The organism is Streptomyces sp. NBC_00005 (assembly GCF_045160215.1).
Taxonomy (GTDB): Bacteria; Actinomycetota; Actinomycetes; order Streptomycetales; family Streptomycetaceae; genus Streptomyces.
The window spans coordinates 3,685,566-3,711,671 of sequence record NZ_CP108316.1 but is presented as its reverse complement, the minus strand read 5'-3'; the positions used below and the strand labels follow the sequence as shown (position 1 = coordinate 3,711,671).

The 26,106-nt window shown below is 70.7% G+C and carries 23 protein-coding genes; 18 read left to right on the top strand and 5 right to left on the bottom strand.

Annotated elements, in window-relative coordinates; translation table 11 throughout:
• Positions 1-60: 60 nt before the first annotated feature.
• Positions 61-1,224, top strand: a complete 1,164-nt coding sequence (locus tag OG303_RS16935) for a cysteine desulfurase family protein (protein ID WP_405869217.1) — start codon at positions 61-63, stop codon at positions 1,222-1,224.
• Between the two features lie 59 nt (positions 1,225-1,283).
• Here OG303_RS16935 and OG303_RS16930 read toward each other — a convergent pair whose 3' ends face one another.
• Both OG303_RS16930 and OG303_RS16925 read right to left on the bottom strand, forming a co-directional pair.
• Positions 1,284-2,876, bottom strand: coding sequence for a multicopper oxidase family protein (locus tag OG303_RS16930; RefSeq protein ID WP_405869216.1), 1,593 nt, complete (start codon positions 2,874-2,876; stop codon positions 1,284-1,286).
• A gap of 198 nt (positions 2,877-3,074) precedes the next feature.
• Positions 3,075-3,779, bottom strand: a complete 705-nt coding sequence (locus OG303_RS16925) for an N-acetylmuramoyl-L-alanine amidase (RefSeq protein ID WP_405869215.1) — start codon at positions 3,777-3,779, stop codon at positions 3,075-3,077.
• A 59-nt stretch (positions 3,780-3,838) separates the two neighbouring features.
• On the opposite strand from OG303_RS16925, the gene mnmA reads away from it, so the two are divergent.
• Entirely contained in the window at positions 3,839-4,969 is a 1,131-nt protein-coding gene (gene mnmA / locus OG303_RS16920; RefSeq protein WP_405869214.1) for a tRNA 2-thiouridine(34) synthase MnmA, read from the top strand.
• A 38-nt stretch (positions 4,970-5,007) separates the two neighbouring features.
• Here mnmA and OG303_RS16915 read toward each other — a convergent pair whose 3' ends face one another.
• Together OG303_RS16915 and OG303_RS16910 are read right to left on the bottom strand one after the other, a co-directional pair.
• Positions 5,008-5,787 carry an alpha/beta fold hydrolase gene (locus OG303_RS16915; protein WP_405869213.1) on the bottom strand — a complete coding sequence of 260 codons (780 nt, stop codon included), beginning with the start codon at positions 5,785-5,787 and terminating at the stop codon, positions 5,008-5,010.
• A gap of 47 nt (positions 5,788-5,834) precedes the next feature.
• Entirely contained in the window at positions 5,835-6,158 is a 324-nt protein-coding gene (locus tag OG303_RS16910; RefSeq protein WP_405869212.1) for a DUF427 domain-containing protein, read from the bottom strand.
• 50 nt (positions 6,159-6,208) lie between these two features.
• Between OG303_RS16910 and OG303_RS16905 the strand changes: the two genes are divergently transcribed.
• The 9 genes from OG303_RS16905 to gatB all read left to right on the top strand — a co-directional run bounded on the left by OG303_RS16905 (position 6,209) and on the right by gatB (position 17,155).
• Complete coding sequence (locus OG303_RS16905) at positions 6,209-6,772, top strand: TIGR00730 family Rossman fold protein (protein ID WP_405869211.1); 564 nt, start codon at positions 6,209-6,211, stop codon at positions 6,770-6,772.
• 18 nt (positions 6,773-6,790) lie between these two features.
• A complete protein-coding gene (locus tag OG303_RS16900; RefSeq protein ID WP_405869210.1) occupies positions 6,791-7,489 on the top strand; it encodes an SDR family oxidoreductase in 699 nt (232 codons plus the stop codon).
• A 138-nt stretch (positions 7,490-7,627) separates the two neighbouring features.
• The gene (locus tag OG303_RS16895) at positions 7,628-8,635 is read left to right on the top strand and encodes a methionine synthase (protein WP_405869209.1); all 1,008 of its coding nucleotides are present in this window, start codon (positions 7,628-7,630) and stop codon (positions 8,633-8,635) included.
• A 15-nt stretch (positions 8,636-8,650) separates the two neighbouring features.
• Entirely contained in the window at positions 8,651-10,843 is a 2,193-nt protein-coding gene (gene ligA / locus OG303_RS16890) for an NAD-dependent DNA ligase LigA (protein WP_405869208.1), read from the top strand.
• 259 nt (positions 10,844-11,102) lie between these two features.
• Positions 11,103-13,343 carry a putative bifunctional diguanylate cyclase/phosphodiesterase gene (locus tag OG303_RS16885; RefSeq protein ID WP_405869207.1) on the top strand — a complete coding sequence of 747 codons (2,241 nt, stop codon included), beginning with the start codon at positions 11,103-11,105 and terminating at the stop codon, positions 13,341-13,343.
• A 238-nt stretch (positions 13,344-13,581) separates the two neighbouring features.
• Positions 13,582-13,878: an Asp-tRNA(Asn)/Glu-tRNA(Gln) amidotransferase subunit GatC gene (gene gatC, locus OG303_RS16880; RefSeq protein ID WP_007384860.1), complete on the top strand. Its 297-nt coding sequence runs from the start codon at positions 13,582-13,584 to the stop codon at positions 13,876-13,878.
• A 5-nt stretch (positions 13,879-13,883) separates the two neighbouring features.
• On the top strand, positions 13,884-15,386 hold the full coding sequence (gene gatA / locus OG303_RS16875; protein ID WP_405869206.1) for an Asp-tRNA(Asn)/Glu-tRNA(Gln) amidotransferase subunit GatA: 1,503 nt from the start codon (positions 13,884-13,886) through the stop codon (positions 15,384-15,386).
• Positions 15,383-15,625, top strand: coding sequence for a hypothetical protein (locus tag OG303_RS16870; RefSeq protein WP_405869205.1), 243 nt, complete (start codon positions 15,383-15,385; stop codon positions 15,623-15,625). Before gatA ends, OG303_RS16870 begins: the two co-directional genes overlap by 4 nt.
• Positions 15,626-15,640: 15 nt before the next feature.
• Positions 15,641-17,155 carry an Asp-tRNA(Asn)/Glu-tRNA(Gln) amidotransferase subunit GatB gene (gene gatB / locus OG303_RS16865; RefSeq protein WP_405869204.1) on the top strand — a complete coding sequence of 505 codons (1,515 nt, stop codon included), beginning with the start codon at positions 15,641-15,643 and terminating at the stop codon, positions 17,153-17,155.
• Positions 17,156-17,234: 79 nt separating this feature from the next.
• Here gatB and OG303_RS16860 read toward each other — a convergent pair whose 3' ends face one another.
• Positions 17,235-18,035, bottom strand: coding sequence for an SAM-dependent methyltransferase (locus OG303_RS16860; RefSeq protein WP_405869203.1), 801 nt, complete (start codon positions 18,033-18,035; stop codon positions 17,235-17,237).
• Positions 18,036-18,221: 186 nt separating this feature from the next.
• Here OG303_RS16860 and OG303_RS16855 point away from each other — a divergent pair, with 186 nt between their 5' ends.
• The 7 genes from OG303_RS16855 (at position 18,222) to OG303_RS16825 (ending at position 26,100) form a co-directional block, all read left to right on the top strand.
• A complete protein-coding gene (locus OG303_RS16855) occupies positions 18,222-18,524 on the top strand; it encodes a hypothetical protein (protein ID WP_405869202.1) in 303 nt (100 codons plus the stop codon).
• A 191-nt stretch (positions 18,525-18,715) separates the two neighbouring features.
• Entirely contained in the window at positions 18,716-20,959 is a 2,244-nt protein-coding gene (locus tag OG303_RS16850) for an MMPL family transporter (RefSeq protein ID WP_405869201.1), read from the top strand.
• On the top strand, positions 20,937-21,509 hold the full coding sequence (locus OG303_RS16845; RefSeq protein WP_405869200.1) for a GNAT family N-acetyltransferase: 573 nt from the start codon (positions 20,937-20,939) through the stop codon (positions 21,507-21,509). The genes OG303_RS16850 and OG303_RS16845 overlap by 23 nt, the downstream gene beginning before the upstream one ends.
• A gap of 58 nt (positions 21,510-21,567) precedes the next feature.
• Positions 21,568-22,146, top strand: a complete 579-nt coding sequence (locus OG303_RS16840; protein WP_405869199.1) for a hypothetical protein — start codon at positions 21,568-21,570, stop codon at positions 22,144-22,146.
• Positions 22,147-22,344: 198 nt separating this feature from the next.
• Positions 22,345-22,530, top strand: coding sequence for a hypothetical protein (locus tag OG303_RS16835; protein ID WP_405869198.1), 186 nt, complete (start codon positions 22,345-22,347; stop codon positions 22,528-22,530).
• A gap of 230 nt (positions 22,531-22,760) precedes the next feature.
• Positions 22,761-25,799, top strand: a complete 3,039-nt coding sequence (locus OG303_RS16830) for an AAA family ATPase (protein WP_405877310.1) — start codon at positions 22,761-22,763, stop codon at positions 25,797-25,799.
• A 13-nt stretch (positions 25,800-25,812) separates the two neighbouring features.
• A complete protein-coding gene (locus tag OG303_RS16825; protein ID WP_405869197.1) occupies positions 25,813-26,100 on the top strand; it encodes a DUF6191 domain-containing protein in 288 nt (95 codons plus the stop codon).
• Positions 26,101-26,106: the final 6 nt, after the last annotated feature.

Below are 26,106 nucleotides of genomic sequence, written 5' to 3'. Positions count from 1 at the left end.
CGCGGCAGGGGCACACTGGGCCGAGCCCAGCCGCGGGGGCCCCGTAGAATCGGCCCCACCATGGCTTACCTCGACCACGCCGCGACCACCCCGATGCTCCCCGAGGCAGTCGAGGCGATGACCGCCCAGCTGAGCGTCACGGGCAACGCCTCCTCCCTCCACGCCTCCGGCCGACAGGCCCGCCGTACCGTCGAGGAGGCCCGCGAGACCCTCGCCGAAGCGCTCGGCGCCCGCCCCAGCGAGGTCGTTCTCACCTCCGGCGGCACCGAGGCCGACAATCTCGCCGTCAAGGGCCTGTACTGGTCCCGGCGCGACGCCGACCCGGCCCGCACCCGCGTCCTCGCCAGCCCCGTCGAGCACCACGCCGTCCTCGACGCCGTCCACTGGCTCGGCGAACACGAGGGCGCCACCGTCGAGTACCTCCCGGTCGACCCGTACGGACGGGTCCACCCCGAGGCGCTGCGCGAGGCCATCGCCCGCAACCCCGACGACGTGGCCCTGGCCACCGTGATGTGGGCGAACAACGAGATCGGCACGGTCATGCCGGTCCGCGAACTCGCCGACGTGGCACGGGAGTTCGGCATCCCGCTGCATGCCGACGCGGTCCAGGCCTTCGGCCAGGTCCCGGTCGACTTCACCGCCTCCGGCCTCGCCGCCATGACGGTCTCCGGCCACAAGATCGGCGGCCCGTACGGCATCGGTGCACTGGTCCTGGGCCGCGAGTACACCCCCGTACCCGTCCTGCACGGCGGCGGCCAGGAACGCCACGTCCGCTCCGGCACCCTCGACGTCCCCGCGGTCGCCTCCTTCGCGGTCGCCGGCCGACTGGCCGCCGAGCAGCGCGAGTGGTTCGAGCGGGAGATCGGCACCCTGCGCGACAGCCTGGTCGAGGCGGTCCTTACGGCGGTTCCGGACGCGATCCTGGGCGGGGACCCGGTGGACCGCCTCCCGGCCAACGCCCACTTCACCTTCCCCGGCTGCGAGGGCGACTCCCTGCTGCTGCTCCTCGACGCCCAGGGCATCGAGTGCTCCACCGGCTCCGCCTGCACCGCGGGCGTCGCCCAGCCCAGCCACGTCCTGCTGGCCACCGGCACCGACCCCGACCTGGCCCGCGGCACCCTCCGCTTCTCCCTCGGCCACACCTCCACGGAGGCGGACGTCGAGGCGGTCGGGAAGGCGATCGGCCCGGTGGTGGAAAGGGCGCGCGCGGCGGGGCTGACCTGACGACGGGGCCCGGTCACCGAGCCTGCCAACCGGACCGGACCCCGCCGCGCTTCAGAGCACTAGCTCTCCGTCACCATGAGGGACGCCATCATGCCTTCGTCCTCGTGCTGCAGAAGATGGCAGTGGAGCATGTACATGTAGGTGTCGTCGGCGAAGTCCGTGAACTCCATGGCGATCTCGATGGAACCGCCGCCGACCACCTCGTACGTGTCGTACCAGCCCAGCTCCACGCCGCTCGGATCCTCGCCGTTGATCGAGATCAACTGGAAGGGCACGTCGTGCAGATGGAACGAGTGCTCGAGCTGGGTGTTGTTCTTGACCGTCCAGATCTCCTTCGAACCCAGCGTGGTGCTGATCATCGCCATGGAGGCCATGCTCGTGCCGGCCGAACCGTCGATCAGCATGGTCGTGCCGCTCTGGCCGAGCGTGATCGTCCGGGCGGTGAAGTCACTGGTGTCGTACCGGTCGATGGTGGTGAGCGTGCTGGGCAGGTCGTCCGGGGTGTCGGTGCCGCTCGCGGTCACGGCCAGGAAGTCGTACGTGCCGCTGCCGCCGCGCACCCAGCCGGTCGTGATGACCGCCTGGAGCGTGACGTCGTCGGTGAGGTCCATGACCATCTCCGCGCGGGCGCCGGCGACCAGTCGGATGCTGGTCACGTCGGCGGCCTCGGCGAGATAGCCCTGGTCGGTGGCGATCTGGGTCATCGTGCCGCCGTCGCTGCGCTGCACGGTGATGATGTCGGACGGCGAGGCGTTGAGGATCCGGAAGCGGGTGCGGGTCTTGGTGGCCTCGAAGGTGAGCGTGGTGTCGTCGACGTTCGTGCCGTTGCACAGCACCGGGTAGACCAGGCCGCTGCTGAGATAGCCGGTCAGGTCGTACTTGATGTCCCCGCCAGTGTCGCTGGCCAGGCACTGCAGGATGATCGGGATGTCGTCGGTGCCGTAGTCGCTGGGCAGGGCCGAGGACGTGTCGGAGTCGTCCTCGACGATGATCATGCCCGCCAGGCCGTGCACGGCCTGCTTGGCCGTGGTGCCCAGGGCGTGCGGGTGGTACCAGAGGGTCCTGGCCTCGTCCTTCACCTCGAAGGTGGGAGACCAGGTCTCGCCGTCGGAGAAGGCGAGTTGGGGACCGCCGTCCATCTTGGCCGGCACGTGCGCGCCGTGGAAGTGGACAGTGGTGTCCTCGCCGATGTCGTTGGTGATGTCGAGCAGGACCGTGGAGCCGGTGGTCCACTTCATGGTCGGGCCGAGATACGACTGGTTGTAGCCCACGGTCGAGCTGGTGACGCCGCTGACCACCTCGCTGGTACCGGTCTCGGCCTTGATGGTGAAGGTGGTGGTGCCGTCCGAGGAGGTGCCCTCCAGGAGGTCCGGGACGGTCAGGGTCGCGGTGTTGGTCGCGGCGCCCGCCTTGTTGCGCCCCGCGTCGGTCAGCAGCGAGAACGTCGCCCCGCCCGCCGCGACCGCCCCGAGGCCGGCCCCGGCCATGCCGCCGAGGAACGTCCGCCGGTGCAGTCCCTTGCCCCTGCGCCGGCCGCCCCGGACGTCCTTGGTGTGCTCACTCTTCGCGGGGCTGTCCTCGCGGTGCTCGCCGCGGTGCTCGCCCTTGTCGTGTCTGCCGATACCGGAATCGGGATCCGTGATGTGAGTCATGGCCCGGGATGATTGGCCCGGGGGCTGTGTGAGCGCTGGGGCGAAACTAGGAGCGAGCCGCGCACGCTGTGAAGGTGCCGTGAGCGTCGATCACCCGACAACTCCCTTGAAAAAAAGCCAAGTTGATGACGCCCTGATCGCGCGTGGGGTACGGGACGCATCGGACACCCCGGACCCGGCAAGAGTTCGGTCAATCTTTTACAACTTCGTTGACGAAGCCGGTGGGGCTGACGAAGCCGATGAACCCGGCGAGGCCGCCGAAGCCCGCCGTACGAGCCGGATGTACCGGTCCCAGTCCCAGTGCGGCCCCGGATCGGTGTGGTCCGTTCCCGGCACTTCCACATGCCCGATGATGTGCTCCCGGTCGACGGGTATGCCGTACCGCCCGCAGACGCCCGCCGTCAGTCGCGCGGAGGCCGCGTACATCGCGTCCGTGAACGAGGACGCGCGCTCCACGAATCCCTCGTGCTCGATCCCGACACTGCGTTCGTTGTACTCCCGGTTGCCCGCGTGGAACGCCACGTCCAGCTCACGGATCATCTGCGTGATGCGCCCGTCCTTGCGGACTATGTAATGGGCCGCGGCCCGGTGGTCCGGGTCCTGGAAGACCTTGACCGCGCTCGCGAAGCTGCCCTGGGTGACATGGATGACCACCCGGTCGATCGCGTAGTCGTCCGGCCGGTCGGCCCGCCGGAAGTTCGCCGACGAGGCCGCCACCCACCGGGCTCCCCGGAAGTCGACCGCGCCCGCCACCCGCGGCTTCTCCACCCCGGGCAGCCGCCACCACAGATGCGACAACTCGTCGCGCGCCAGCACGGCCGTGCCCACGGCAGCCGCCGCCCCGCCGATGAGCAGCGCCCGCCGCCCCAGCCGCTTGTCGGTGTCCTGCTTCCTCGCCCCCATGTGATCACCAACGGATACTCGTGGGCTCCGGTTCCCGCGCCCCTTACTCTTGAAGGGCTATGACTGACATCCCGCAGCGCCCCCGCCCTCTTCGCGTACTCGCCGCCATGTCCGGCGGAGTGGATTCCGCCGTCGCCGCCGCCCGCGCCGCCGAGGCCGGCCATGACGTGACCGGCGTCCACCTGGCCCTGTCCGCGAATCCGCAATCGTTCCGCACGGGCGCGCGTGGCTGTTGCACCATCGAGGACTCGCGCGACGCCCGCCGCGCCGCGGACGTCATCGGCATCCCCTTCTACGTCTGGGACCTCGCCGACCGCTTCCGCGAGGACGTGGTCGAGGACTTCGTCGCCGAGTACGAGGCCGGCCGCACCCCGAACCCGTGCCTGCGCTGCAACGAGAAGATCAAGTTCGCCGCCCTGCTGGACAAGGCCCTGGCCCTCGGCTTCGACGCGGTCTGCACCGGCCACTACGCCAAGGTGCTGGTGGACGAGGACGGCACACGCGAACTGCACCGCGCCTCCGACATGGCCAAGGACCAGTCGTACGTCCTCGGGGTCCTCGACGAGAGGCAGCTGGCGCACGCCCTGTTCCCGCTCGGCGACACGGTGACCACCAAGGACGAGATCCGCGCGGAGGCCGAGCGTCGTGGCCTCGCGGTCGCCAAGAAGCCCGACTCGCACGACATCTGCTTCATCGCCGACGGCGACACCCAGGGCTTCCTCGCGAACCGCCTGGGCAAGGCCGAGGGCGACATCGTCGACGAGTCCGGCGCCAAGCTGGGCACGCACGAGGGCGCGTACGGCTTCACCATTGGCCAGCGCAAGGGCCTGCGCATCGGCACCCCGGCGCCCGACGGCAAGCCGCGCTACGTGCTCGACATCTCGCCCGTGGACAACACGGTGACGGTCGGCCCCGCCGACGCCCTGGACGTGACCGGGCTGACCGCGATCAAGCCCCGCTGGTGCGGCACCGCCCCGTCCGGCCCCGGCACCTACACGGCCCAGCTGCGCGCCCACGGCGGCGAGACCGAGGTCACCGCCGAGCTCGTCGACGGCACCCTGGAGGTGTCGTTCACGGAGCCGGTCCGCGGCGTCGCCCCCGGCCAGGCGATCGTGCTGTACGACGGCACGCGCGTGGTGGGCTCGGCGACGATCGCGACGACCACGCGCGCGACGAGCGTGGCGGTGTAGCCCCACGGGGTCACCACCCAGGAGTCACCGCGCCGGGGTCATGGCGCGAAGAACTCCGCCAGCACCGGTGCGAGGACGTGCGGATCCACCATGTGGGTCTGGCCCTCCAGGCTCCGGTACGTCCCCCGGGGTGCCGCTTCGGCCACGGCACGGGCGGCCTCGCGCAGCCAGTCCGGACTGGCACCGCCCGCGACCGACAGCACCGGCATGGTGATCGAGGCGAGCCGTGCCCGCGGCACCAGGCCGTCGCCCATGGCGGCGTTGTCGTGGGCGAGGCTCGGCGCGATCGCCTCCATGCCGGCCCACATGGGGGAGTGGCGGGCGCCCTGGATCATCTCCTCGGCCAGCCCGGTGAGCCGGAGAAACAGCTCGACCGCGTCCCCGTGCCGGCCGTTCTCGAGCGCCTCGTCGAGGTGCGCGGTGTATTCGGCGCGCTCCTTCGCGCCGCCTTCGTACACGGCGAACGGCACCTCGTACACGGCGACCTGACGGACCGGCAGCCCGCTCGCCGCCGCCTCCAGGACGAGCGCGCCGCCCGACGAGATGCCGTACAGCGACGCCTCGCCGCCCGCCACGTCGACGAGCGCGGCGAGGTCCTCGACCTCGCGCGCCACCGAGTAGGGCGCCGTGTCGCCGCTCCCGCCGCGGCCTCGACGGTCGTAGGCGATGACGCCGAAACGGTCCGAGAGGAGCGCGGCGAGCGGGGCCATGGTCGCGCCCGTCGACATCGCTCCGCTCACGAGGATGACCGCCGGGCCCTGTCCGGTCCGTTGATACGCGATGGAGGTGCCGTCACGCGAAAGCGTCTTCTTGTCCATGCCTGTGGAGACTGCCCCATGGCACGGAACTAATCGACACTAATCGCTCACGACACTTCGACTTCGTAGAAGCAGAGGTGATCCTTGATCTCGGCGACGTCGGCCTTGGGATCGGGATACGCCCAGACCAGGTCTGCCGCGTCGGGCGCGGACCAGTAGGAGGCGGTGCCCTTGAACGGGCAGTAGCTGTGGGTGTCGGAAGGGCTCAGCAGGTCGAGTCGTACGTCCTCGGCGGGGATGTAGTACCGCTCCGGACAGCCCGTCTCCTTGAGGACGAGCGCCCGTTCGCTCTCCGCCAGGACCTGGTCGCCGTGCACCACGCGCACGTGCTGGGTGGCTTGCTCGATGGTGATCGTGTGTCCTTCGGCCATACCTGAACAGCGCTCGCAGGCGCCCGGTTCTTCCGGCGTACGGTGGCTTCATGCGAATCTGCGTCTTCCTCTCCGCCGCCGACCTCGACGACCGCTACACACGCCCCGCGCGCGACTTCGCGAAACTGCTGGGCAAGGGCGGGCACACGCTCGTCTGGGGCGGCTCGGACGTCGGGCTGATGAAGGTGGTCGCCGACGGCGTGCAGGAGGCGGGAGGCCGGCTCTGCGGGGTCTCCGTGGACTTCCTGGCGGCCAAGGCGCGGAAGGGCTCCGACGAGATGGTGATCGCGAAGGACCTCGCCGAGCGCAAGAGGCTGCTGCTGGAGAAGGCCGACGCCGTGGTGATCATGGTGGGCGGCACCGGAACGCTCGACGAGGCCACCGAGATCCTGGAACTGAAGAAGCACGGGCACACCGACAAGCCGGTGGTCCTGCTCAACACCGCGGGCTTCTACGACGGACTCAAGGAGCAGTTCCGGCGCATGGAGGACGAGGGGTTCCTGCCCCTTCCGCTCACCGACCTGGTGTTCTTCGCGGAGGAGCCGGTGGGGGCGCTGGCGTACCTGGAGGCTGTGACATCAGCGGCTCCCGCCGCGGACCAGGGCATCGCATGACACGGGCGTGATGCGAGCATGGCGGGCATGGCTACACATGTGATCACCGGAGCGGGCTCCGGCATCGGCGCGGCGGTCGCCCGCCGCCTCCACGCGCGCGGGGACGAGGTCGTCCTGCACGCGCGTGACGCCGGCCGTGCGAAGGAGCTGGCGGCCGAGTACCCCGGCGCCCGGACGCTCGTCGGCGACCTGGCCGACCCCGACAAGCTGAGCTGGGCCTTCTCGCACCAGACGCTGCCGGGCCGTGTGGACTCGTTGCTGCACATCGCGGGCGTGGTCGACCTGGGCCCCGTGGGTGACCTGACCCCCAGGTCCTGGCGCCACCAGCTCAACGTCAACCTGATCGCCCCGGCCGAGCTGACCCGCCACTTCCTGCCCCAACTCCGGGTCGCCCGGGGCCATGTGGTCTTCGTCAACTCCGGTGCGGGCCTCAACGCCCACGCCGACTGGTCCGCGTACGCGGCGTCCAAGCACGGCCTGAAGGCCCTGGCCGATTCGCTCCGCCACGAGGAGCACGCGGCCGGCGTCCGCGTCACCTCGGTCTACCCCGGCCGCACCGCCAGCCCCATGCAGGCGAAGGTCCACCAGCAGGAGGGCAAGGAGTACGACGCGTCGAAGTGGATCGACCCGGAGTCGGTCGCGACGACGATCCTGATGGCGATCGACCTGCCGAGGGATGCGGAGATCAACGACCTGACGGTACGGCCGGGGAGCTGACGGCGACGTCCTGGCGCCGGGCGGTGTCTTTCAGCCCGTCCGGCGATTGAGGACGAGGCCGTTCAGGCCGAAGCGGGGGTCCGGGGGCGGCAGCCCCAGGGACGGCGCCCCCACCGCGGGGTTACGTAGGCTTCGGGGGTGAGCACCAACACCCCGTTCAGCTTCGGCGCAGCCACCGGCATCGGTTCCCTGCCCGGCGGCGACGCCCGCGAGGCCGCCAAGACCGTCACCGGCATCTTCGAGGACTTCCCGTTCCTGCCCGAACTGCCCGCCCGCGGCCCCGGCGCGGACATGATCGGCCGGACCGCCGGCCTGCTCGTCGAGCTGTACGCGCGCGTGGAGCCCAGCGGCTGGCGGATCGGTGACCGACCGGGGCGGGACACCAAGCGGGCCAGGTCCTGGCTCGGTGAGGACCTGGACGCGCTGGAGGAGTTCACGCAGGGATACGAGGGGCCGCTGAAGGTGCAGGCGGTCGGGCCGTGGACGCTCGCCGCCGCGCTGGAGCTGAAGAACGGCGAGGCGGTTCTCTCCGACACCGGCGCCTGCCGCGACCTCGCCGCCTCCCTGGCCGAGGGCCTGCGGCTGCATCTGGAGGAGGTGGGGCGACGCATCCCCGGCGCACAACTCGTCCTCCAGCTCGACGAGCCCTCCCTCGTGGCCGTACTCCGCGGCCATGTGAAGTCCGCGAGTGGCTACCGCACTCACCGTGCTGTCGACCGCCAGCTCGTCGAGGCCACGCTCCGCGACGTCGTCGGGGTTCACACCGGCGGCCCCGCCGTGGTGCACTCCTGCGCACCGGACGTCCCGTTCGCCCTGCTGCGCCGGGCGGGCGCGGCGGCGGTCTCCTTCGACTTCTCGCTCCTCACCGAGCGTGACGACGACGTGATCGGCGAGGCGGTGGAAGCGGGGACCCGGCTGTTCGCCGGTGTCGTGCCGGGCACGGACAGTCGATTGTCAGACCCTGCCGGTAGCGTCATGGGTGTCAGGACGCTGTGGCGCAGGCTGGGGCTGCAACCGGGGCTGCTCGCGGAGGCGGTCACGGTCACGCCGTCGTGCGGACTCGCGGGGGCCTCCCCGGACTACGCGCGCAAGGCCCTCGCCCATTGCGTCCAGGCGGCGAGATCCCTCGCGGACAACCCAGAGTAACGGGAGGACATTACGGTGGCCGGCGACAAGCAAGCGGAGACGACGGTGCCCGCCGAGGCACGGGAGAAGCACGCGAAGCTCGCTGAGCAGATCGAGGAGCACCGCTTCCGGTACTACGTGAACGACGCTCCGGTCATCAGTGACGCGGACTTCGACAAACTCCTGCGCTCCCTGGAGGCGTTGGAGGAGGAGCACCCCGAGCTGCGCACGCCCGACTCGCCGACCCAGAAGGTCGCGGGGGCGTACGAGACGGAGTTCACCTCCGTCGAGCACCGCTCGCGCATGCTTTCCCTGGACAACGCCTTCAGCGACGAGGAGCTGGCTGCCTGGGCCGAGCGCGTCGCGAAGGACGTCGGCGGGTCCGTCCACCACCTCCTGTGCGAGCTCAAGGTCGACGGTCTCGCCGTCAACCTCACCTACGAGCACGGCCGCCTCACGCGCGCGGCGACGCGCGGCGACGGCCGTACGGGCGAGGACATCACGCCCAACGTGCGGACGATCACGGAGATTCCGGACCGTCTTCAGGGCGACAAGGTCCCCGATCTCGTGGAGATCCGCGGCGAGGTCTACTTCCCGATGGAGAAGTTCGAGGAGCTCAACGCCCGTCTGGTGGAGGCGGGCGACAAGCCCTTCGCCAACCCGCGCAACGCTGCGGCGGGTTCACTGCGCCAGAAGGACCCCCGCGTCACCGCGACCCGCCCCCTGCACATGGTCGTCCATGGCATCGGCGTCCTGGAGGGCTTCGAGGGCCTGACCCGCCTCTCCCAGGGCTACGACCTGCTGAAGACCTGGGGCCTGCCCACCTCCCGGCACAACAAGGTGGTCGACGGCCTCGACGGCGTACGGGAGTTCATCGCGTACTACGGCGAGAACCGCCACTCCGTGGAGCACGAGATCGACGGAGTCGTCGTCAAGCTGGACGAGATCCCGCTGCAGGGCAGACTCGGCTCCACCTCCCGCGCGCCGCGCTGGGCGATCGCGTACAAGTACGCGCCGGAGGAGGTCAACACCAAGCTCATCAACATCCGCGTGGGCGTGGGTCGTACGGGCCGGGTCACTCCGTACGCCCAGGTCGAGCCGGTCACGGTGGCCGGTTCGGAGGTCGAGTTCGCCACGCTGCACAACCAGGACGTGGTGAAGGCCAAGGGCGTCCTCATCGGCGACACCGTGGTGCTGCGCAAGGCCGGTGACGTCATCCCGGAGATCCTCGGACCGGTCGCCGACCTGCGCGACGGCAGCGAGCGCGAGTTCGTGATGCCGACCGAGTGCCCCGAGTGCGGTACGGCGCTCAGGCCGATGAAGGAGGCCGACGTCGACCTGCGCTGCCCCAACGCCCGTGCCTGCCCGGCCCAGTTGCGCGAGCGCCTGTTCTATCTGGCGGGCCGCAAGGCCCTGGACATCGAGTACTTCGGATACGTCGCCGCAGCCGCCCTGACCAAGCCGCTGGAGCCCGCCGACCCACCGCTGAAGGACGAGGGCGACCTCTTCGACCTCACCATCGAGCAGCTGCTGCCCATCAGGGCGTACGTCCTCGACCAGGACAGCGGCCTGCCCAAGCGCGACCCGAAGACCGGCGAGGAGAAGATCGCCACGGTCTTCGCCAACCAGGAGGGCAATCCCAAGAAGAACGCCCTCGCCATGCTGGAGACCATCGCGGCGGCGAAGGAGCGCCCGCTCGCCCGCATCCTCACCGGCCTGTCGATCCGTCACGTGGGCCCGGTCGCCGCCGAGGCGCTGGCGCGCGAGTTCCGCTCCATCGACCGTATCGAGCAGGCCACCGAGGAGGAGCTGTCGAACACCGACGGCGTGGGCGGGATCATCGCCGCCTCCCTCAAGGAGTGGTTCGCCGAGGAGTGGCACCAGGAGATCATCCGCAAGTGGAAGGCGGCCGGCGTCCGCATGGAGGAAGAGGGCTCCGGTGAGGACGAAGGCCCGCGTCCCCTGGAAGGGCTTACGGTCGTCGTCACCGGCACTCTCGAACACTTCACCCGCGACGGCGCCAAGGAAGAGCTGCAGAGCCGCGGAGCGAAAGTGACCGGTTCTGTTTCGAAGAAGACTTCTTTCGTAGTGGTGGGTGACAATCCTGGTTCGAAGTACGACAAGGCGATGCAGCTCAAAGTGCCTGTTCTGAACGAGGAGGGCTTCAACGTCCTGCTGGAACAGGGGCCGGACGCGGCGGCCGAAGTTGCGCTTCCCACAGAGGAGTAGCGGTTGAAGGCCACCCGATCGGCGCATACCAGATGCATACGGGTGGCCGGGGCGCATTCGGGCAACCGTCGACGACCGCTGCCCGTGGAAGCCTTCTGCGGCCTACTGTTGAGGTGTGCACCTGCCGTGCCCAGCTGCGGTTGGGGCATCCCCTTGCTCTTGACGAGCAAGGGGAAGGGTTTTCCAACGCGGTGCCGTTGATGGTTGTCGGGCATCGGGCCGCGTGGCGTGGGCACCGCCGGCTGTGAGAGGGACGGGAATGGAACCGACCGAGAGCGCCGCCCCTGACTCACGGCTGCGCCGGGTCACCGACGCGTGGCGGGCGAGCCGGTGGGCCGGGCGGCCTTCGGAGCGTCCGGGCGCGGAGGGGCGCGCCACCGGACAGTACACCGCGACGGACGGGCGCGCCCCGCACCTCACGACCGACCACTCTTCGGGACTGCCGGACGCGGAACACGAACGGCACCTGTCCTGGCCCGCGCTGCCCGCGGCGGTCGTCGCGGCGGCCGCCTTCGTCCTCGGCGCCGGCTTCTACCGGGCGTTCACCGGGACCCATGCGCTCTTCCCGTCCGGCACCGTCGGCTGGGCGCTGGCCGTGCTGACCGGCATCATCGTCGGCCACCTGGTCATGCTCGGCCGCTCCCGCTGGTGGGGCGGCACCGGCTCCGGCGCCGCCCTCACCCTCGCCGTCCTGATGCTCTACGGCTGGGTGCCCGCCGGCATGGTCAGCCTCACCGTCGTCGTGTTGGTCGGCATAGCCCGCCGCAACCGCTGGCGCCAGGGCGTCCTGCACGGCGCGGTGGACATCCTCGGCATCGGCGCCGGAGCCCTGGTGCTCGGCGCCTTCGGGCGCGTGCCGTCCGTGGAGCAGCCCTGGATCCCCGACACCTGGACCCTCTACACAGCGCCCCAGGTGGTGCTGGTCGCCATCGCGTACCTCCTGGTCACCCGCACCCTGCTCTGGTATCTGCACGCACCGCGCCGCGGCGGTCTGCCCACCGTCGCCCGGACCGCCCTGGTCAGACAGGGCCTGGTCGCGGTCGCGTTGCTCGGCATCGCCCCGCTGATCTGTGTGGTCGCCGCCGCCGAGCCGGTGCTGCTGCCGCTGTTCTCCATCCCGTTGATCGCCCTCGACTCCACTCTGTGGATAGCCCGCGCGCGGGCCGAGGAGCAGCTGCGCGACCCGCTGACGGGACTGCCCAACCGGCAGTGGCTGCTGGAGCGCATCTGGACCGCGCTGGACGACGCCGAACGCATCGGCGCCCGCTCCGCCCTGATGCTGATCGACCTGGACCGTTTCCGGTCGGTCAACGACACGTTGGGGCATCTCGCCGGTGACCGGCTGCTCCTGCAGATAGCCGACCGGCTGCGCCTCGCACTGCCGCGCGGAGCGGAGGCCGCGCGGCTGGGTGGCGACGAGTTCGCCGTTTTACTGCCGGTCGCCGACTCCACGACGTCCGCGACCCGACTGGCCCGCGGGCTCGTCGCCGCGCTCAGCTCCCCGCTCGACCTCGACGGGCTCACCCTCGTCCTGGAGGCCAGCGCCGGAGTCGCCGTCTTCCCGGACCACGCCCTGGACGCCGAGGGGTTGCTGCGGCGGGCGGACGTGGCGATGTACCAGGCGAAGCGGGACCGTACGGGCGTCGAGGTGTACGAGTCCAAGCGGGACTCGAACACCCCGGACCGGCTCGGACTGCTGGGTGATCTGCGCCGCGCCCTCGACGCGCACGAGGTACATCTGCACTACCAGCCCAAGGTCCGCTTCGACGGTCAGGTGGCCGGGCTCGAGGCGCTGGTGCGCTGGGTGCATCCCGAGCGGGGGAAGGTGCCGCCGGACGAGTTCATAGCGATCGCCGAGTCCTCGGGTCTGATGCCGCATCTCACGGAGTACGTGCTGGAGACGGCGCTCGGGCAGGTGGCCCGGTGGCGGTCCCAGGGCCTGTTCGTGCCGGTCGCGGTCAACGTCTCGCCCCGCGACGTCCACACGCCCGGTTTCGCGGGCTCCGTCGCCGCGCGGCTGGCCCGGCACGGAGTCCCGGCGGGAGCGCTCCAACTGGAGATAACGGAACACGTCCTGCTCGAGGACCCCCAGCGCGCCGCCGACACGCTGGCCGGCCTGACCGGCCACGGCGTGAAGATGTCCCTGGACGACTTCGGCACCGGCTACTCGTCCCTGGTGCATCTACGGCGGCTGCCGGTGAGCGAGCTGAAGATCGACCGCTCCTTCGTGGCCCGGCTCGCCGTCGACACGGAGGACGCGGAGATCGTCCGCTGCACGGTCGATCTCGCGCATTCGCTCGGCCTGTTGGTCGTCGCCGAGGGCGTCGAGGACGACGAGACCTGGGAGCGGCTGCGCGACATGGGCTGCGACGCCGTACAGGGATGGCTGGTGGCCGCGGCGATGCCGGCCGAGGAGACGACGGCGTGGCTGCGGGCCCGCGGCTCGCGTGGCTGGCAACGGCCTCGCGCGGCGCTCCCGGCAGCGGCGACCGACGAGTAGACCGCCGGGCAGACCTCCCGCCCGCCCACTCGTGCGGGCCCACGCAGGGGTGGACGTCGCCCGTCGGGTCTGCCCTCGCCACTGGCCACGGCGACCGGCGGCATGCCCTCCACCCGGTGACCGGGCCGGGCACCGGGTGCCTCGTGGGCGTAGGGTCCGGGAAACCGTTTCACGGTCAAGGGCCCCCGCCCCATAGGATTGGGCCAAACCCAACACACTCACCCCAGAGGAACGCTGCATGCCTGGCATCACGCGCGAGGAGGTCGCCCACCTCGCCCGGCTGGCGCGTCTGGAGCTGAAGCCCGAAGAGCTCGAACACTTCGCGGGACAGCTGGACGACATCATCGGCGCGGTCGCCCGCGTCAGCGAGGTCGCCGACCAAGACGTACCGCCGACCTCGCACCCGCTCCCGCTGACGAACGTCATGCGGGCGGACGAGGTCCGTCCGTCGCTCACCCCCGAGCAGGCGCTCTCCGGCGCCCCGGCCCAGGAGCAGCAGCGTTTCAAGGTGCCGCAGATCCTGGGGGAGGACTAACCGCCATGACGGACCACGTCAACATCATCAAGCTCACGGCCGCCGAGACCGCCGAGAAGATCGCCTCCGGCGAACTCACGGCCGTCCAGGTCACCGAGGCCCACCTCGCGCGCATCGAGGCCGTCGACGAGAAGGTGCACGCCTTCCTGCACGTCGACCGCGAGGGCGCCCTCGCGCAGGCCCGCGCCGTCGACGAGAAGCGGGTCAGGGGCGAGAAGCTCGGCCCGCTCGCCGGCGTCCCGCTCGCGCTCAAGGACATCTTCACCACCGAGGGCGTCCCGACGACCGTCGGTTCGAAGATCCTCGAGGGCTGGATCCCGCCGTACGACGCGACCGTCACCAAGCGCCTCAAGGCCGCCGACGTCGTCATCCTCGGCAAGACCAACATGGACGAGTTCGCCATGGGGTCCTCCACCGAGAACAGCGCCTACGGGCCGACCGGCAACCCCTGGGACCTCACCAAGATCCCCGGTGGGTCGGGCGGCGGTTCGTCCGCCGCGCTCGCCTCCTTCCAGGCCCCCCTGGCCATCGGCACCGACACCGGCGGCTCCATCCGCCAGCCGGCCTCCGTCACCGGCACGGTCGGTGTGAAGCCGACGTACGGGGCCGTCTCCCGCTTCGGCATGGTGGCGTTCTCGTCCTCCCTCGACCAGGGCGGGCCCTGCGCCCGTACGGTCCTGGACGCGGCGCTTCTGCACGAGGTCATCGCCGGGCACGACCCGCTGGACTCCACGTCGATCGACGCGCCGGTCCCGCCGGTCGTAGAGGCCGCCCGCAACGGCAGCGTCGAGGGCATGCGCGTCGGCGTCGTGAAGCAGTTCCGCGGCGAGGGCTACCAGGCCGGTGTCATCCAGCGCTTCGACGAGTCGGTCGCCCTCCTCAAGGAGCTGGGCGCCGAGATCGTCGAGCTGGACTGCCCGTCCTTCGACCTCGCGCTGTCGGCGTACTACCTCATCGCCCCGTCCGAGTGTTCGTCCAACCTCGCCCGCTTCGACGGCCTGCGCTACGGCCTGCGGAGCGGCGACGACGGCACCCACTCGGCCGAGGAGGTCACCTCGATCACCCGCGAGGCGGGCTTCGGTCCCGAGGTCAAGCGCCGCATCATGCTCGGCACGTACGCGCTGTCGAGCGGCTACTACGACGCCTACTACGGCTCCGCCCAGAAGGTCCGCACGCTCATCACGCGCGACTTCGAGAAGGCCTTCGAGCAGGTGGACGTCATCGTCTCGCCGACGACTCCCACCACCGCCTTCCCGATCGGCGAGCGCGCCGACGACCCGATGGCGATGTACCTGGCCGACCTCTGCACCATCCCCACGAACCTCGCGGGCAACTCGGCCATGTCGCTGCCCTGCGGTCTCGCTCCGGAGGACAACCTCCCGGTCGGTCTGCAGATCATCGCCCCGGCCCTGAAGGACGACCGTCTTTACAAGGTCGGCGCCGCCGTCGAGGCCGCCTTCGTGGAAAAGTGGGGGCACCCGCTCCTCGAGGAGGCTCCGTCGCTGTGACCAAGGCACTGTCCAAGGCCAAGGACTTCAAGAAGTCCAAGTCCGGTACGTACGTGTCCATTGCCACCACCGCCGTCGGCGCGTTCGGTGTCGCCAAGCGGATCAAGAAGGCCAAGGCCGAGAACGACACGCTGCGGCTGATCGACGCGACGGTCGCCGCCGTCGGCATCGTCACCGGCCTCGCCATCCTGTACCGCGAGCTGAAGCGGCTGGGCGACGACGACGTCCTGCTGGGCTGAGAGGGAAGTTTCACCGTGACCACCACGACCGACCTGGAGTCGTACGAGGACGCGCTGGCGTCGTACGACCCCGTCATGGGCCTCGAGGTCCATGTCGAACTCGGCACCAAGACCAAGATGTTCTGCGGCTGTTCGACCGAACTCGGTCAGGACGCCAACACGCAGACCTGCCCCACCTGCCTCGGCCTGCCCGGCGCGCTCCCGGTCGTCAACGCGATCGGCGTCGAGTCCGCGATCAGGATCGGTCTCGCGCTGAACTGCGAGATCGCCGAGTGGTGCCGCTTCGCCCGGAAGAACTACTTCTATCCGGACATGCCGAAGAACTTCCAGACCTCCCAGTACGACGAGCCGATCGCCTTCAACGGCTATCTCGACGTACAGCTGGAGGACGGTGAGACCTTCCGCGTGGAGATCGAGCGCGCCCACATGGAGGAGGACACCGGCAAGTCGACCCACGTGGGCGGCGCGACCGGCCGTATCCATGGCGCCTCGCACTCGCTGCTCGACTACAACCGCGCCGGTATCCCGCTCATCGAGATCGTCACCAAGCCGATCGAGGGTGCGGGCGAGCGTGCTCCCGAGGTCGCGAAGGCCTACGTCCGTGAGCTGCGCGAGGTCATCAAGGCGCTCGGCGTCTCCGAGGCCCGTATGGAGATGGGCCAGATGCGTTGCGACGTGAACCTGTCGCTGCGCCCGCACGGCCGCGAGAAGTTCGGCACGCGGTCCGAGACGAAGAACGTCAACTCGCTGCGGTCCGTGGAGCGTGCGGCCCGTTTCGAGATCCAGCGGCACGCCGCCGTGCTGAACAGCGGCGGCACGATCATCCAGGAGACCCGCCACTTCCACGAGGACACCGGGTCGACGACCTCGGGCCGCGTGAAGGAAGAGGCCGAGGACTACCGGTACTTCCCCGAGCCGGACCTGGTGCCGGTGGCCCCCTCGCGCGAGTGGGTCGAGGAGATCCGGGCGGGGCTGCCCGAAATGCCGCTGGCCCGCCGCAACCGGCTGGTCGCCGAGTGGGACATCACGGCCCTCGACATGCAGGCGATCCTCAACGCCGGCGCGCTGGACCTGATCGTCGCCACGATCGACGCCGGTGCCGACGCGGCCTCCGCCCGCAAGTGGTGGATGGGCGAACTGGCGCGCAGCGCCAACGAGTCCGCCAAGTCGCTCGACGAGCTGTCGATCACGCCGGAGCAGGTCGCCCGGGTCACCGCGCTGGTCAACTCCGGTGACCTGAACGACAAGCTGGCCCGCCAGGTCATCGAGGGCGTCCTCGCGGGCGAGGGCACCCCGGACGAGGTCGTCGAGAAGCGCGGCCTGAAGGTCGTCTCCGACGACTCGGCGCTGGGTACGGCGGTCGACGAGGCCATCGCCGGCAACCCGGGCATCGCCGACAAGATCCGCGGCGGCAAGGTGGCCGCGGCCGGCGCCCTGGTCGGCGCGGTCATGAAGGCGACCCGGGGTCAGGCCGACGCGGCCCGCGTCAAGGAACTGATCCTGGAGAAGCTGGGCGTCAGCGAAGGCTGAGGCCGGTAGTCCCGAACCCTGGGGGGATGCACCGCAGTCGGTGCATCCCCCCAGGTGTGTCACGGGCCGGTGCGTGCGATCAGACGCGGCGGCCCACGAGCCGTACGAAACCCAGCGCACGCCCCTCGTCCACGCGGAGCATCTCCGCGCTTCGGCGAGACATCCGCACGTGGAAGTCGTCCGTGCTCTCCTCGGCGACCACGTCGCACCACAGCAGCCAGTCCCGCCAGCCCTCCGGCTGCCAGTCGGCCGCCTCGACCTCTACGGCCCCGCTGCGCGTCCAGTGGCGCCGCCACCAGTCGGGGGAGTGGAAGCACCAGAAGCCGGGCTCCCACCACGGCTCGAGATGCTCCGGCGGTTCGGTGCCCTCCGGCTCCTGACGCAGTGCCGGTACGACGACCCCGATCCGCCCGCCCGGCTTCAACAGCCGCGTCAGTTCGGCCAGATACAGGTCGTTCGTGCCGAAGTACTGGTAGGCGTCGATGGAGACGATCGCGTCGAAACTGCCCTCGCCGAAGGGCAGGTCGTGCGCCTCGGCGAACACGGGAAGCACGCGGTCGGCGACGCCCGCCTCGGCGATGCGTACGGCGTTCTCGTCGGGCTTCACCCACAGATCGGCCGCGGTGACCTGGACGTCGTACTCCTTGGCGAGGAAGACGGACGTCATCGCGCGGCCGCAGCCCAGGTCGAGGACGCGGGCGCCGGGGCGCAGCTCCTCCAGCCCGAGCGCGGGGGCCAGCCACTCGAGCAGCCACAGCGCGTGTGGGCCCATCTGGTTGTCAACGGTCCAGCGGGCGTCGTAGCGGCTGCTGCGGGGGTAACTCGGGTGGGTCACACGGTCAGTGAGGTCGTTCGAGGTCCTGGGTGTGATGTCGGACATCGGTGAACGGGCTCCTTGAGTCCTTCGTAGTGGAAAGAGATGCGTAGGAGCTCGGTCGGACCTTCAAACAATGCACCCGCTTCGGTCGTCGGCGAGGAGCCGGGGGCGGTGGACGGGCGCACGCTAACAGCTGCCCGCGACGCCTCGCACCGGGATTCTCAGGCGGAGGCGCTACGCTCGCCCGCCATGAGTGGACGCGGTGATTCCGAGATGTCCGAGCTGCACGACGCCGTGGATCCGGCCGAGGACGCGCGGCGGGCCCGCTGGGCGGCGGCCGGGACCGGTGTGCTGCTGGCTCTCGCGGGGCTGGCCGCGTCGACGCTCCGCGCCATGGGATCCGCTCCCGCGCTCGTGCCGACCGCCTACGCCTTCGGCGCCGGAGTCTGCGCGCTCGCCGCTGTGCTGGGGTCCCGGGGGCGTACCCGGCGGGCGCTGTGGCTGCTGATCGTCGGGGCGATGGTGATGGCGCTGGGGGACCAGTTCGACTGAGGTGACAGAGTTATCGTTACTGTCCTGTGATCTGGCTCCCACTCCTGTGAATAAACGCACGAACGCGGTAAACGATCACTTTCGCCTGCAAGAGTGGTCTTCGCATTGCTCATGCGTTCTTTGCGGGCGGTTCACCTCATGAACGAATGTTCCCGGTCAAAGATCCACAAATCCACTCTGGGAGCACGTTTGTGGCAGCCCTTGCACGCTGGTGTGTTCGGCACCGCCTCGTCGCGGTCCTGCTGTGGCTCCTCGCATTCGGCGGTCTGACCGCGGCCGCAGCCGTCACCGGCTCGGCCTACTCCAACGACTACGAGGCTCCCGGCACCGAGTCCGGCCGGGCCATGCAGCTGCTGCAGGACGGATTCCCGGGCTCCGGCGGCGACAGCGACACCGTCGTCTGGCACACCACGTCCGGCACCGTCCGCGCCGCCGACGTCGAGCAGACGATGACGGAGACCCTGGAGCAGATGTCGGACCTGCCCGGAGTCGCGTCCGTGGTCGGCCCCTACGACGGCCAGGGAGCGGGCCGGATCAGCGCCGACGGGCACACGGCGTACGCCACGATCACCTTCGAGGACCGGGCCGAGGACATCAAGAAGTCCGAGGTCGAGGCGGTCGTCCACACGGCCGAGGCGGCCCGGGCCGACGGACTCCAGGTGGAGCTCGGCGGCAGTGCCGTCGCGCTCACGGAGTCGTCGGGCGGCCACGTCGCCGAGATCGTCGGCGTGGCCGTCGCCGCCGTCGTCCTGTTCCTCGCCTTCGGCTCGCTCGCCGCCTCGATGCTGCCCATCGCGACCGCGCTGGTGAGCGTCGGCACCGCGTACGCCGCGATCGTGCTGCTCGGGCACGCCATGACCGTCGCCGACTTCGCGCCCATGCTCGGCATGCTGATCGGGCTCGGCGTCGGCATCGACTACGCGCTGTTCATCGTGACCAGACACCGGCGCGGACTGAAGCGCGGGCTGTCGGTCACCGAGGCGGTCACCAACGCCGTAGCGACCACGGGACGCGCCGTAGTCTTCGCAGGTGCCACCGTTTGCATCGCCCTGCTGGGGATGCTGATCCTCCGGCTGAGCTTCCTCAACGGGGTCGCGATCGCGGCCTCCCTGACCGTCGTCCTGACGGTCGCGGCCTCCGTCACCCTGCTCCCCGCCCTGCTGTCCTTCATCGGCCCGCGTGCCCTGAGCCGGCGCGAACGGCGCCACCTGGAGGAGCACGGGCCCCAACCGGAGCTGCCGACCGGGCTCGCCGCCCGCTGGTCGGCCTTCGTGGAGCGGCACCCCAAGCTGCTGGGCGTCGTCGCGCTGGCCGTCATGACCGTCCTGGCGCTGCCCACGCTCTCCCTCCACCTGGGCACCTCCGACCAGGGCAACGACCCCGAGACGTCGACCACGAGGCAGGCGTACGACCTGCTGGCGGACGGACTCGGACCGGGCGTGAACGGTCCGCTGACCCTGGTCACGCACGTCGACGGCGCCGAGGACAAGCTCGCCCTCGACAACCTCGACGCCACGATCCGCACCACCGAGGGCGTCGCCTCGGTGACCCCGGTGACCTACAACACCGGCGGCGACACCGCGTACTTCACGATCGTCCCGGAGTCCGCGCCCCAGTCGCAGAAGACCAGCGATCTCGTCGACCGGCTGCGCACCGAGGTACTGCCGCGCGCCGAGACCGGTACATCGCTCGACGTGCACGTCGGCGGTGTCACGGCCAGCTACGACGACTTCGCCGACGTCATCGTCGGCAAGCTGCCCCTGTTCGTCGGCGTCGTCATCGGGCTCGGCTGTCTCCTGCTGCTGCTCGCCTTCCGGTCCATCGGCATACCGGTGAAGGCCGCCGCGATGAACGTCGCCGCGGTCGCCGCCGCCTTCGGTGTCGTCGTCGCGATCTTCCAGTGGGGCTGGGGGAGCGAGCTGCTGGGCCTCGGCCGCGCCGGTCCCATCGAGCCCTTCCTCCCCGTGATCATGGTGTCCGTCCTGTTCGGACTCTCCATGGACTACCAGGTCTTCCTGGTCAGCCGGATGTACGAGGAGTGGCTGGAGACCGGCGACAACCGGCGTGCCGTCCGCGTCGGGCTCGCCGAGACCAGCCGGGTGATCAACTCCGCCGCGGTCATCATGATCTCGGTCTTCCTCGCCTTCGTCCTCAGCGGCGACCGCGTGATCGCCATGTTCGGCATCGCACTCGCCTCCGCCGTCGCCCTCGACGCCTTCGTGCTGCGTACGCTTCTCGTCCCCGCCCTCATGCACATGCTCGGCGGCGCCAACTGGTGGCTGCCCCGCTGGCTCGACCAGCGCCTGCCCCGCATCAGCATCGAACCGCCCGAGTGCCGCGCCGCCCATGAAAGGCTGGCCGCCGCGACGGACGCCGAGGTGGCGGACGTACTGGCGAAGGGGTGGGAAGACGATGTACGCGATATCTCTGGGTGACGGTGCAGAACTGCGCCCCCTGGAGCCCTGGCACGCCGAGGAGTTCCTGGCGCACCTCGATCGTGGGCGGGAGTTCATCGGGCAGTTCATCGCGTTCGGCTCCAAGGAGACGGACGTGGCCTCCGCGCGGGCCATGCTCCAGCGGTACGCCGACATGCGCGCCGCCGACACCGCCGCCCTGCACGGCCTGTGGCTGGAGGGCAAGCTCGTGGGCGGCGTGCTCTTCCTGAACTTCGACGCCGAGCACGGCAACTGCGAGGTCGGCTGCTGGCTGGAGCCCGCCGGCGTCGGGCGCGGACTCGTCACGCGCGCGATGCGGGTGCTGATCGACTTCGCGGTCGAGCAGCGCGGCATCCACCGTGTCGAGTGGGTCGCCGCGTCGGGAAACGTGCCCAGCCTGAACGTCGCCCGGCGTCTCGGAATGACCCGCGATGGCGTACGCCGCCAGGCGCACCCCTATGGTGGGGTGCGGCACGACCTCGAGGTGTGGTCGATCCTCGCCCCGGAGTGGCGTGAAGCACGCGCGCGTGCCGAGCACAACGATCAGTAAGAAGAGGCCTCGACGATCATTTAGAGACCTCTCAGACAGCGTCCGTACGGTGCGAGGTATGGGAACCACCAAAACTGTTGACGAGGCCGGAACCGAGGCCACCGAAGTGAAGTCCGACGAGGAGACGGTGGACACCACCGAAGCCGAGGCGAACGAGGAAACCACCGAGGAAACTCCCGAGGAGGCGACCGCCGAGGCAGACCTTGTCGAGAGCGACGGCAGCGATGGCGAGGAACCCTCCGGTGTCGGACAGGGCGCCGGCGCCGTCGTCTCCGCCGCGCTCGGCATCGTCTCGCTGACCGGCAGCTGGGTCGGGACCGTGGCGGCCGCCCGCCAGTCGCTCATCGGCCAGCTGCACGCACAGACCTCGTCGTCCTCCGGCGTCGCCAAGCTCCTCAAGGAGGGCTACGGCGACGCCTGGCAGGCCACCGCGCTGTGGGGCGGCGTGTTCGCGCTGCTCGCGCTGGTCGTCGGCGTCGTGGTGCTGGCCCGGCCCGCGTTCGGCGCGCCCGGCAAGGCACAGCCGGTCTGGATCAAGTCGGTCGCCTGGGGCGGTGTCGCGCTCGGCGTCATCGGCCTGCTCCTGGCCGTGCTCAAGTACACCGACGTCCTGCTCGGGCTGCCTTCCGCCAGCTGAATCACCGCAGGTCACTGAGGGGTCTTAGGGCATCCGTAAGCACCTTACGGATGCCCTGGGGCCCCTCACGCGCATCTAAGGCCCCCGGCACCGCCGAAGATGCGGAACTCTCCCGATGTGGCGTACCCCCCTTGGAGACGAAGGTTGAGGCATCGCAACAAGCGAAGCCCGAAACCCGCACCTCACAAGGGACACCACATGTACGAGTTCGAGATCTCCCAGATCCGTTCCGCCGACCTGATCCGTCAGGCCCAGCACCAGCGCCTGGTCCGCGAGGCCGTCCTCGGACGCCGCGCCGCCCGCCGCGAGGCCGCCCGGCGCGCCACGGAGGACGAAGCCCATAGCCGGCGCCCGAGCCGGCTTCGGTCCGCCCGCGCGGCGTGAGCGCGGGGCTCCGGGAGGACGGCCGCGCGGGGGACGGCCGCCCTCGGCAGGACGAAGACCGCACGAAACAGACCCTGCCCACGCCCTCACCGCGCCTCCCCGCGGTGGGGGCAGCGGTGCGTTCGAAGGCCGGAGTCCCCTCCGCGGGCACCGGTCGGCCGAGCACCGCCGCGCTCCCCGGAAGCACGGTCCGGTCGAAAACCGGTGCCGCGCTGTCGGACCCCCGTGCGATGCTCGGGCTCGTGGAGACCAGGTCCGTCAGTCCGGTGTTCGTGGGTCGTGCCGAAGAACTGAAGACGTTGAACGACGCGCTCGCCCGCGCTGCCGCGGGCGAGCCGCAGGCGTTGCTGCTCGGCGGGGAGGCAGGGGTCGGCAAGACCCGGCTCGTGGAGGAGTTCGCCACCGCGGCCTGCCGCCAGGGTGCCGTCGTCGCGCTCGGCGGCTGCGTCGAGATCGGCGCCGACGGACTGCCCTTCGCTCCCTTCTCCACCGCCCTGCGCGCGCTGCGCCGCGAACTGCCCGACCAGCTCACCGCCGCGGCCGCCGGACAGGAAGAGGAACTCACCCGCCTCCTGCCCGAGTTGGGCGAGTCCAGCGGTGGGCGGCACGACGAGGAGGGCATGGCCCGCCTCTTCGAACTCACCGCCCGCCTCCTGGAACGCGTCGCCGCCGACCGCACCGTCGTCGTCGCCCTGGAGGACCTCCACTGGGCCGACGCCTCCACCCGCCACCTCCTCGCCTATCTCTTCCGCACCCTGCGCACCGGCCGCCTGGTCGTCCTCGCCACCTACCGCGCCGACGACATCCACCGCCGCCACCCGCTGCGCCCTCTGCTCGCCGAACTCGACCGGCTGCGCACCGTCCGCCGTATCGAACTGGGCCGCTTCAACCGGGAGGAAGTGGGCCGCCAGATAGCCGGCATCCTCGCCTCCGAACCGGACCCCACCCAGGTCGACGACATCTTCGAACGCTCCGACGGCAACGCCTTCTTTGTCGAGGAACTCGCCGTCTGCGCCACCGAGGGCTGTGGCACCGGCCTCACCGACTCCCTCCGCGACCTGCTCCTGGTCCGCGTCGAGAGCCTGCCGGAGAGCGCCCAGCGGGTCGCCCGGATCGTCGCCGAGGGCGGCTCCACCGTGGAGTACCGCCTGCTCGCCGACGTGGCCCGGTTCGCCGAGGACGACCTCATCGAGGCCCTGCGGGCCGCCGTGAACGCCAACATCCTGCTGGCCACGCCCGCCGGCGACGGCTACCGCTTCCGCCACTCCCTGGTCCGCGAGGCCGTCAGCGACGACCTGCTGCCCGGTGAGCGCTCCCGCCTCAACCGCCGCTACGCCGAGGCACTCGAGGCCGACCCCACGCTCGTCCCCGCCGACGAGCGCGTCATGCGCCTGGCCAGCTACTGGTACCACTCCCACAACGCCGCCAAGGCTCTCCCCGCCGTCCTCGACGCCTCCGTCGAGGCCCGCCGCCGCCACGCCTACAGCGAGCAACTCCGGCTCCTGGAGCGGGGGATGGAGCTGTGGGACACCGCCCCCGAGGACGTGCGGGACCGGCTGCGCCCCATCGACTACACCGAGGTCTATCCGCCCTGCGGCTGCGACCCCGCCACCACCCCCCTGCGCTACCTCGACCTCATGGCCGAGGCCGCCGTCGCCGGCCGGCTGTCCGGGGAACGCGAACGCGCTCTGAAGATCACCAAGCGCGCGCTGCATCTGCTCGAGGAGGAGGGCGACCCGCTCCGCGCCGCCTGGTTCTGGGCCCAGCGCTCGCGGCTGGTGCAGGCCCTGGCCCGCGGCGACGGATGGCAGGAACTCGCCACCGCCCAGCAGCTCATGCGCGGCCTGCCGCCCTCCGAGGTGCACGCCGAGGTGCTCGCCACCGTCGCCAACTGGTCGATGCTCCACGAACCCGGTCCCGACGCCCTCTCGGCCGCCGAGCGCGCCGTCGAGTACGCGCGCATGGTCGGCGCCCGCGAGATCGAACTCAACGCCCGCCTCACCCTCGGCGGCCTCATGGTCGACGCGGGCTCCGTCGAGCCGGGCCTCGCGGAGATGCGGGAGGTCAAGAAGCGGGCGCTGGAGGAAGGCGTCCCGTACGTCGCCGGCCGCGCCTACGTCAATCTGCCCTCCGAGCTCGACGCGGTCGGCCGCACCCGGGAAGCCGTGCCCATCCTCGAGGAGGGCCTCACCCACACCCGGAAGTTCGGTCAGCTGGACTCCGAGGCCTGGGTGTGGGCCAACCTCTCGGAGGCGCTGTACTCCCTGGGCCGCTGGGACGAGGCCGCCGACGCCGCGGCGGGCGCCCTGCGCGTGGGGCTCAGCGCCAAGCCCCAGGGCGGCGGCGCCGTGTGCCTGGCGCACGTCGCCCTCGGCCGCGGCGACCTGCCCGAGGCCGCCCGCCAACTGGCCGCCGCCCGCGCCTACTTGGGCACGCACGATCCCATGCCTCAGCACACCCTCCTCCTCTCCCGCATCGAGATCGGTGTGGCCGCCGGCGAAGGCCGCCTCCTCGACGCCCGCGCCGAACTGACCCGCGTCCTGGTCTCCGGCATCCCACCCGGCACCCAGCGCTACGGCTGGCCCCTGCTCCTCGCCGCCGCCACCGCCGAGGCCGACGCCCCCGCCCTGACCGCCGCGGCCCAGGGCCGCGTCGACGTCCTCGAACGACTCCGCGAGGCCGCCAAGAAGACCACCACCGACGCTCCCATCTGGCTCGCCCACGAACAGTGGGTCCGCGCCGAACTCGCCCGAGCCGAGGGCCAGGACACCGCCGACACCTGGTCGGACGTGGTCACCGCCTTCGAATGCCTGGACCGCCCATACGACCTCGCCCGCGTCCGTCACCGCCTGGCGGAGTCCCTCCTCGTGGCCGGCGGTGACGACGAGCGCGACCGCGCCGCCGAGCTCCTGCGCCTGGCCCACGCCGTCGCCGACCACCTCGGCGCCCGCCCGCTCGCCGACTCCGTCACTCTGCTCGCCCAGCGCGCCCGCCTCGCCCTGAGCCGCGTCCCGGACCGGCGGACCGCCGATCCCGCCGAATCCCTCGGCCTCACCAGCCGGGAACGCGACGTCCTGCGCCTGGTCGCCGCCGGCCGCACCAACCGCCAGATCGCCGAGGAACTCTTCATCTCCCCGAAGACGGCCAGCGTCCACGTCTCGAACATTCTGGCCAAGCTCGGCGTCTCAGGAAGAGGAGAGGCCGCCGCCGTGGCCCATCGGCTGGGGCTGTTTCCGACGGGGGACGGGGACCGGTTGGCCGCCGGATGAGAGAGGGGACACCGTGTTCAACGCCTTCGAGGAGCTGTTCGCCCCGGGACGCAAGCACACCCGCGACGAACAGAAGCGGCTGGAGCTGACCCGGGAGGACGTCGGGGACAACGACCCCGGGCGCGGACCGATAGATCTCGCGTCCGGGAAGGTCGTCGTACGACTGCCCGACTCTGAGGAGCCGCAGGAGCCGCAGGAGCCGCAGGAGTCGGAGCAGCTGGAGAAGTCGGAGGGGGCAAAGGAGCCGGATCAGCCGGGTCAGCCGGAGAAGTCGGAGGAGCCGGCGCTCACCGAGGAGTGACCGAGG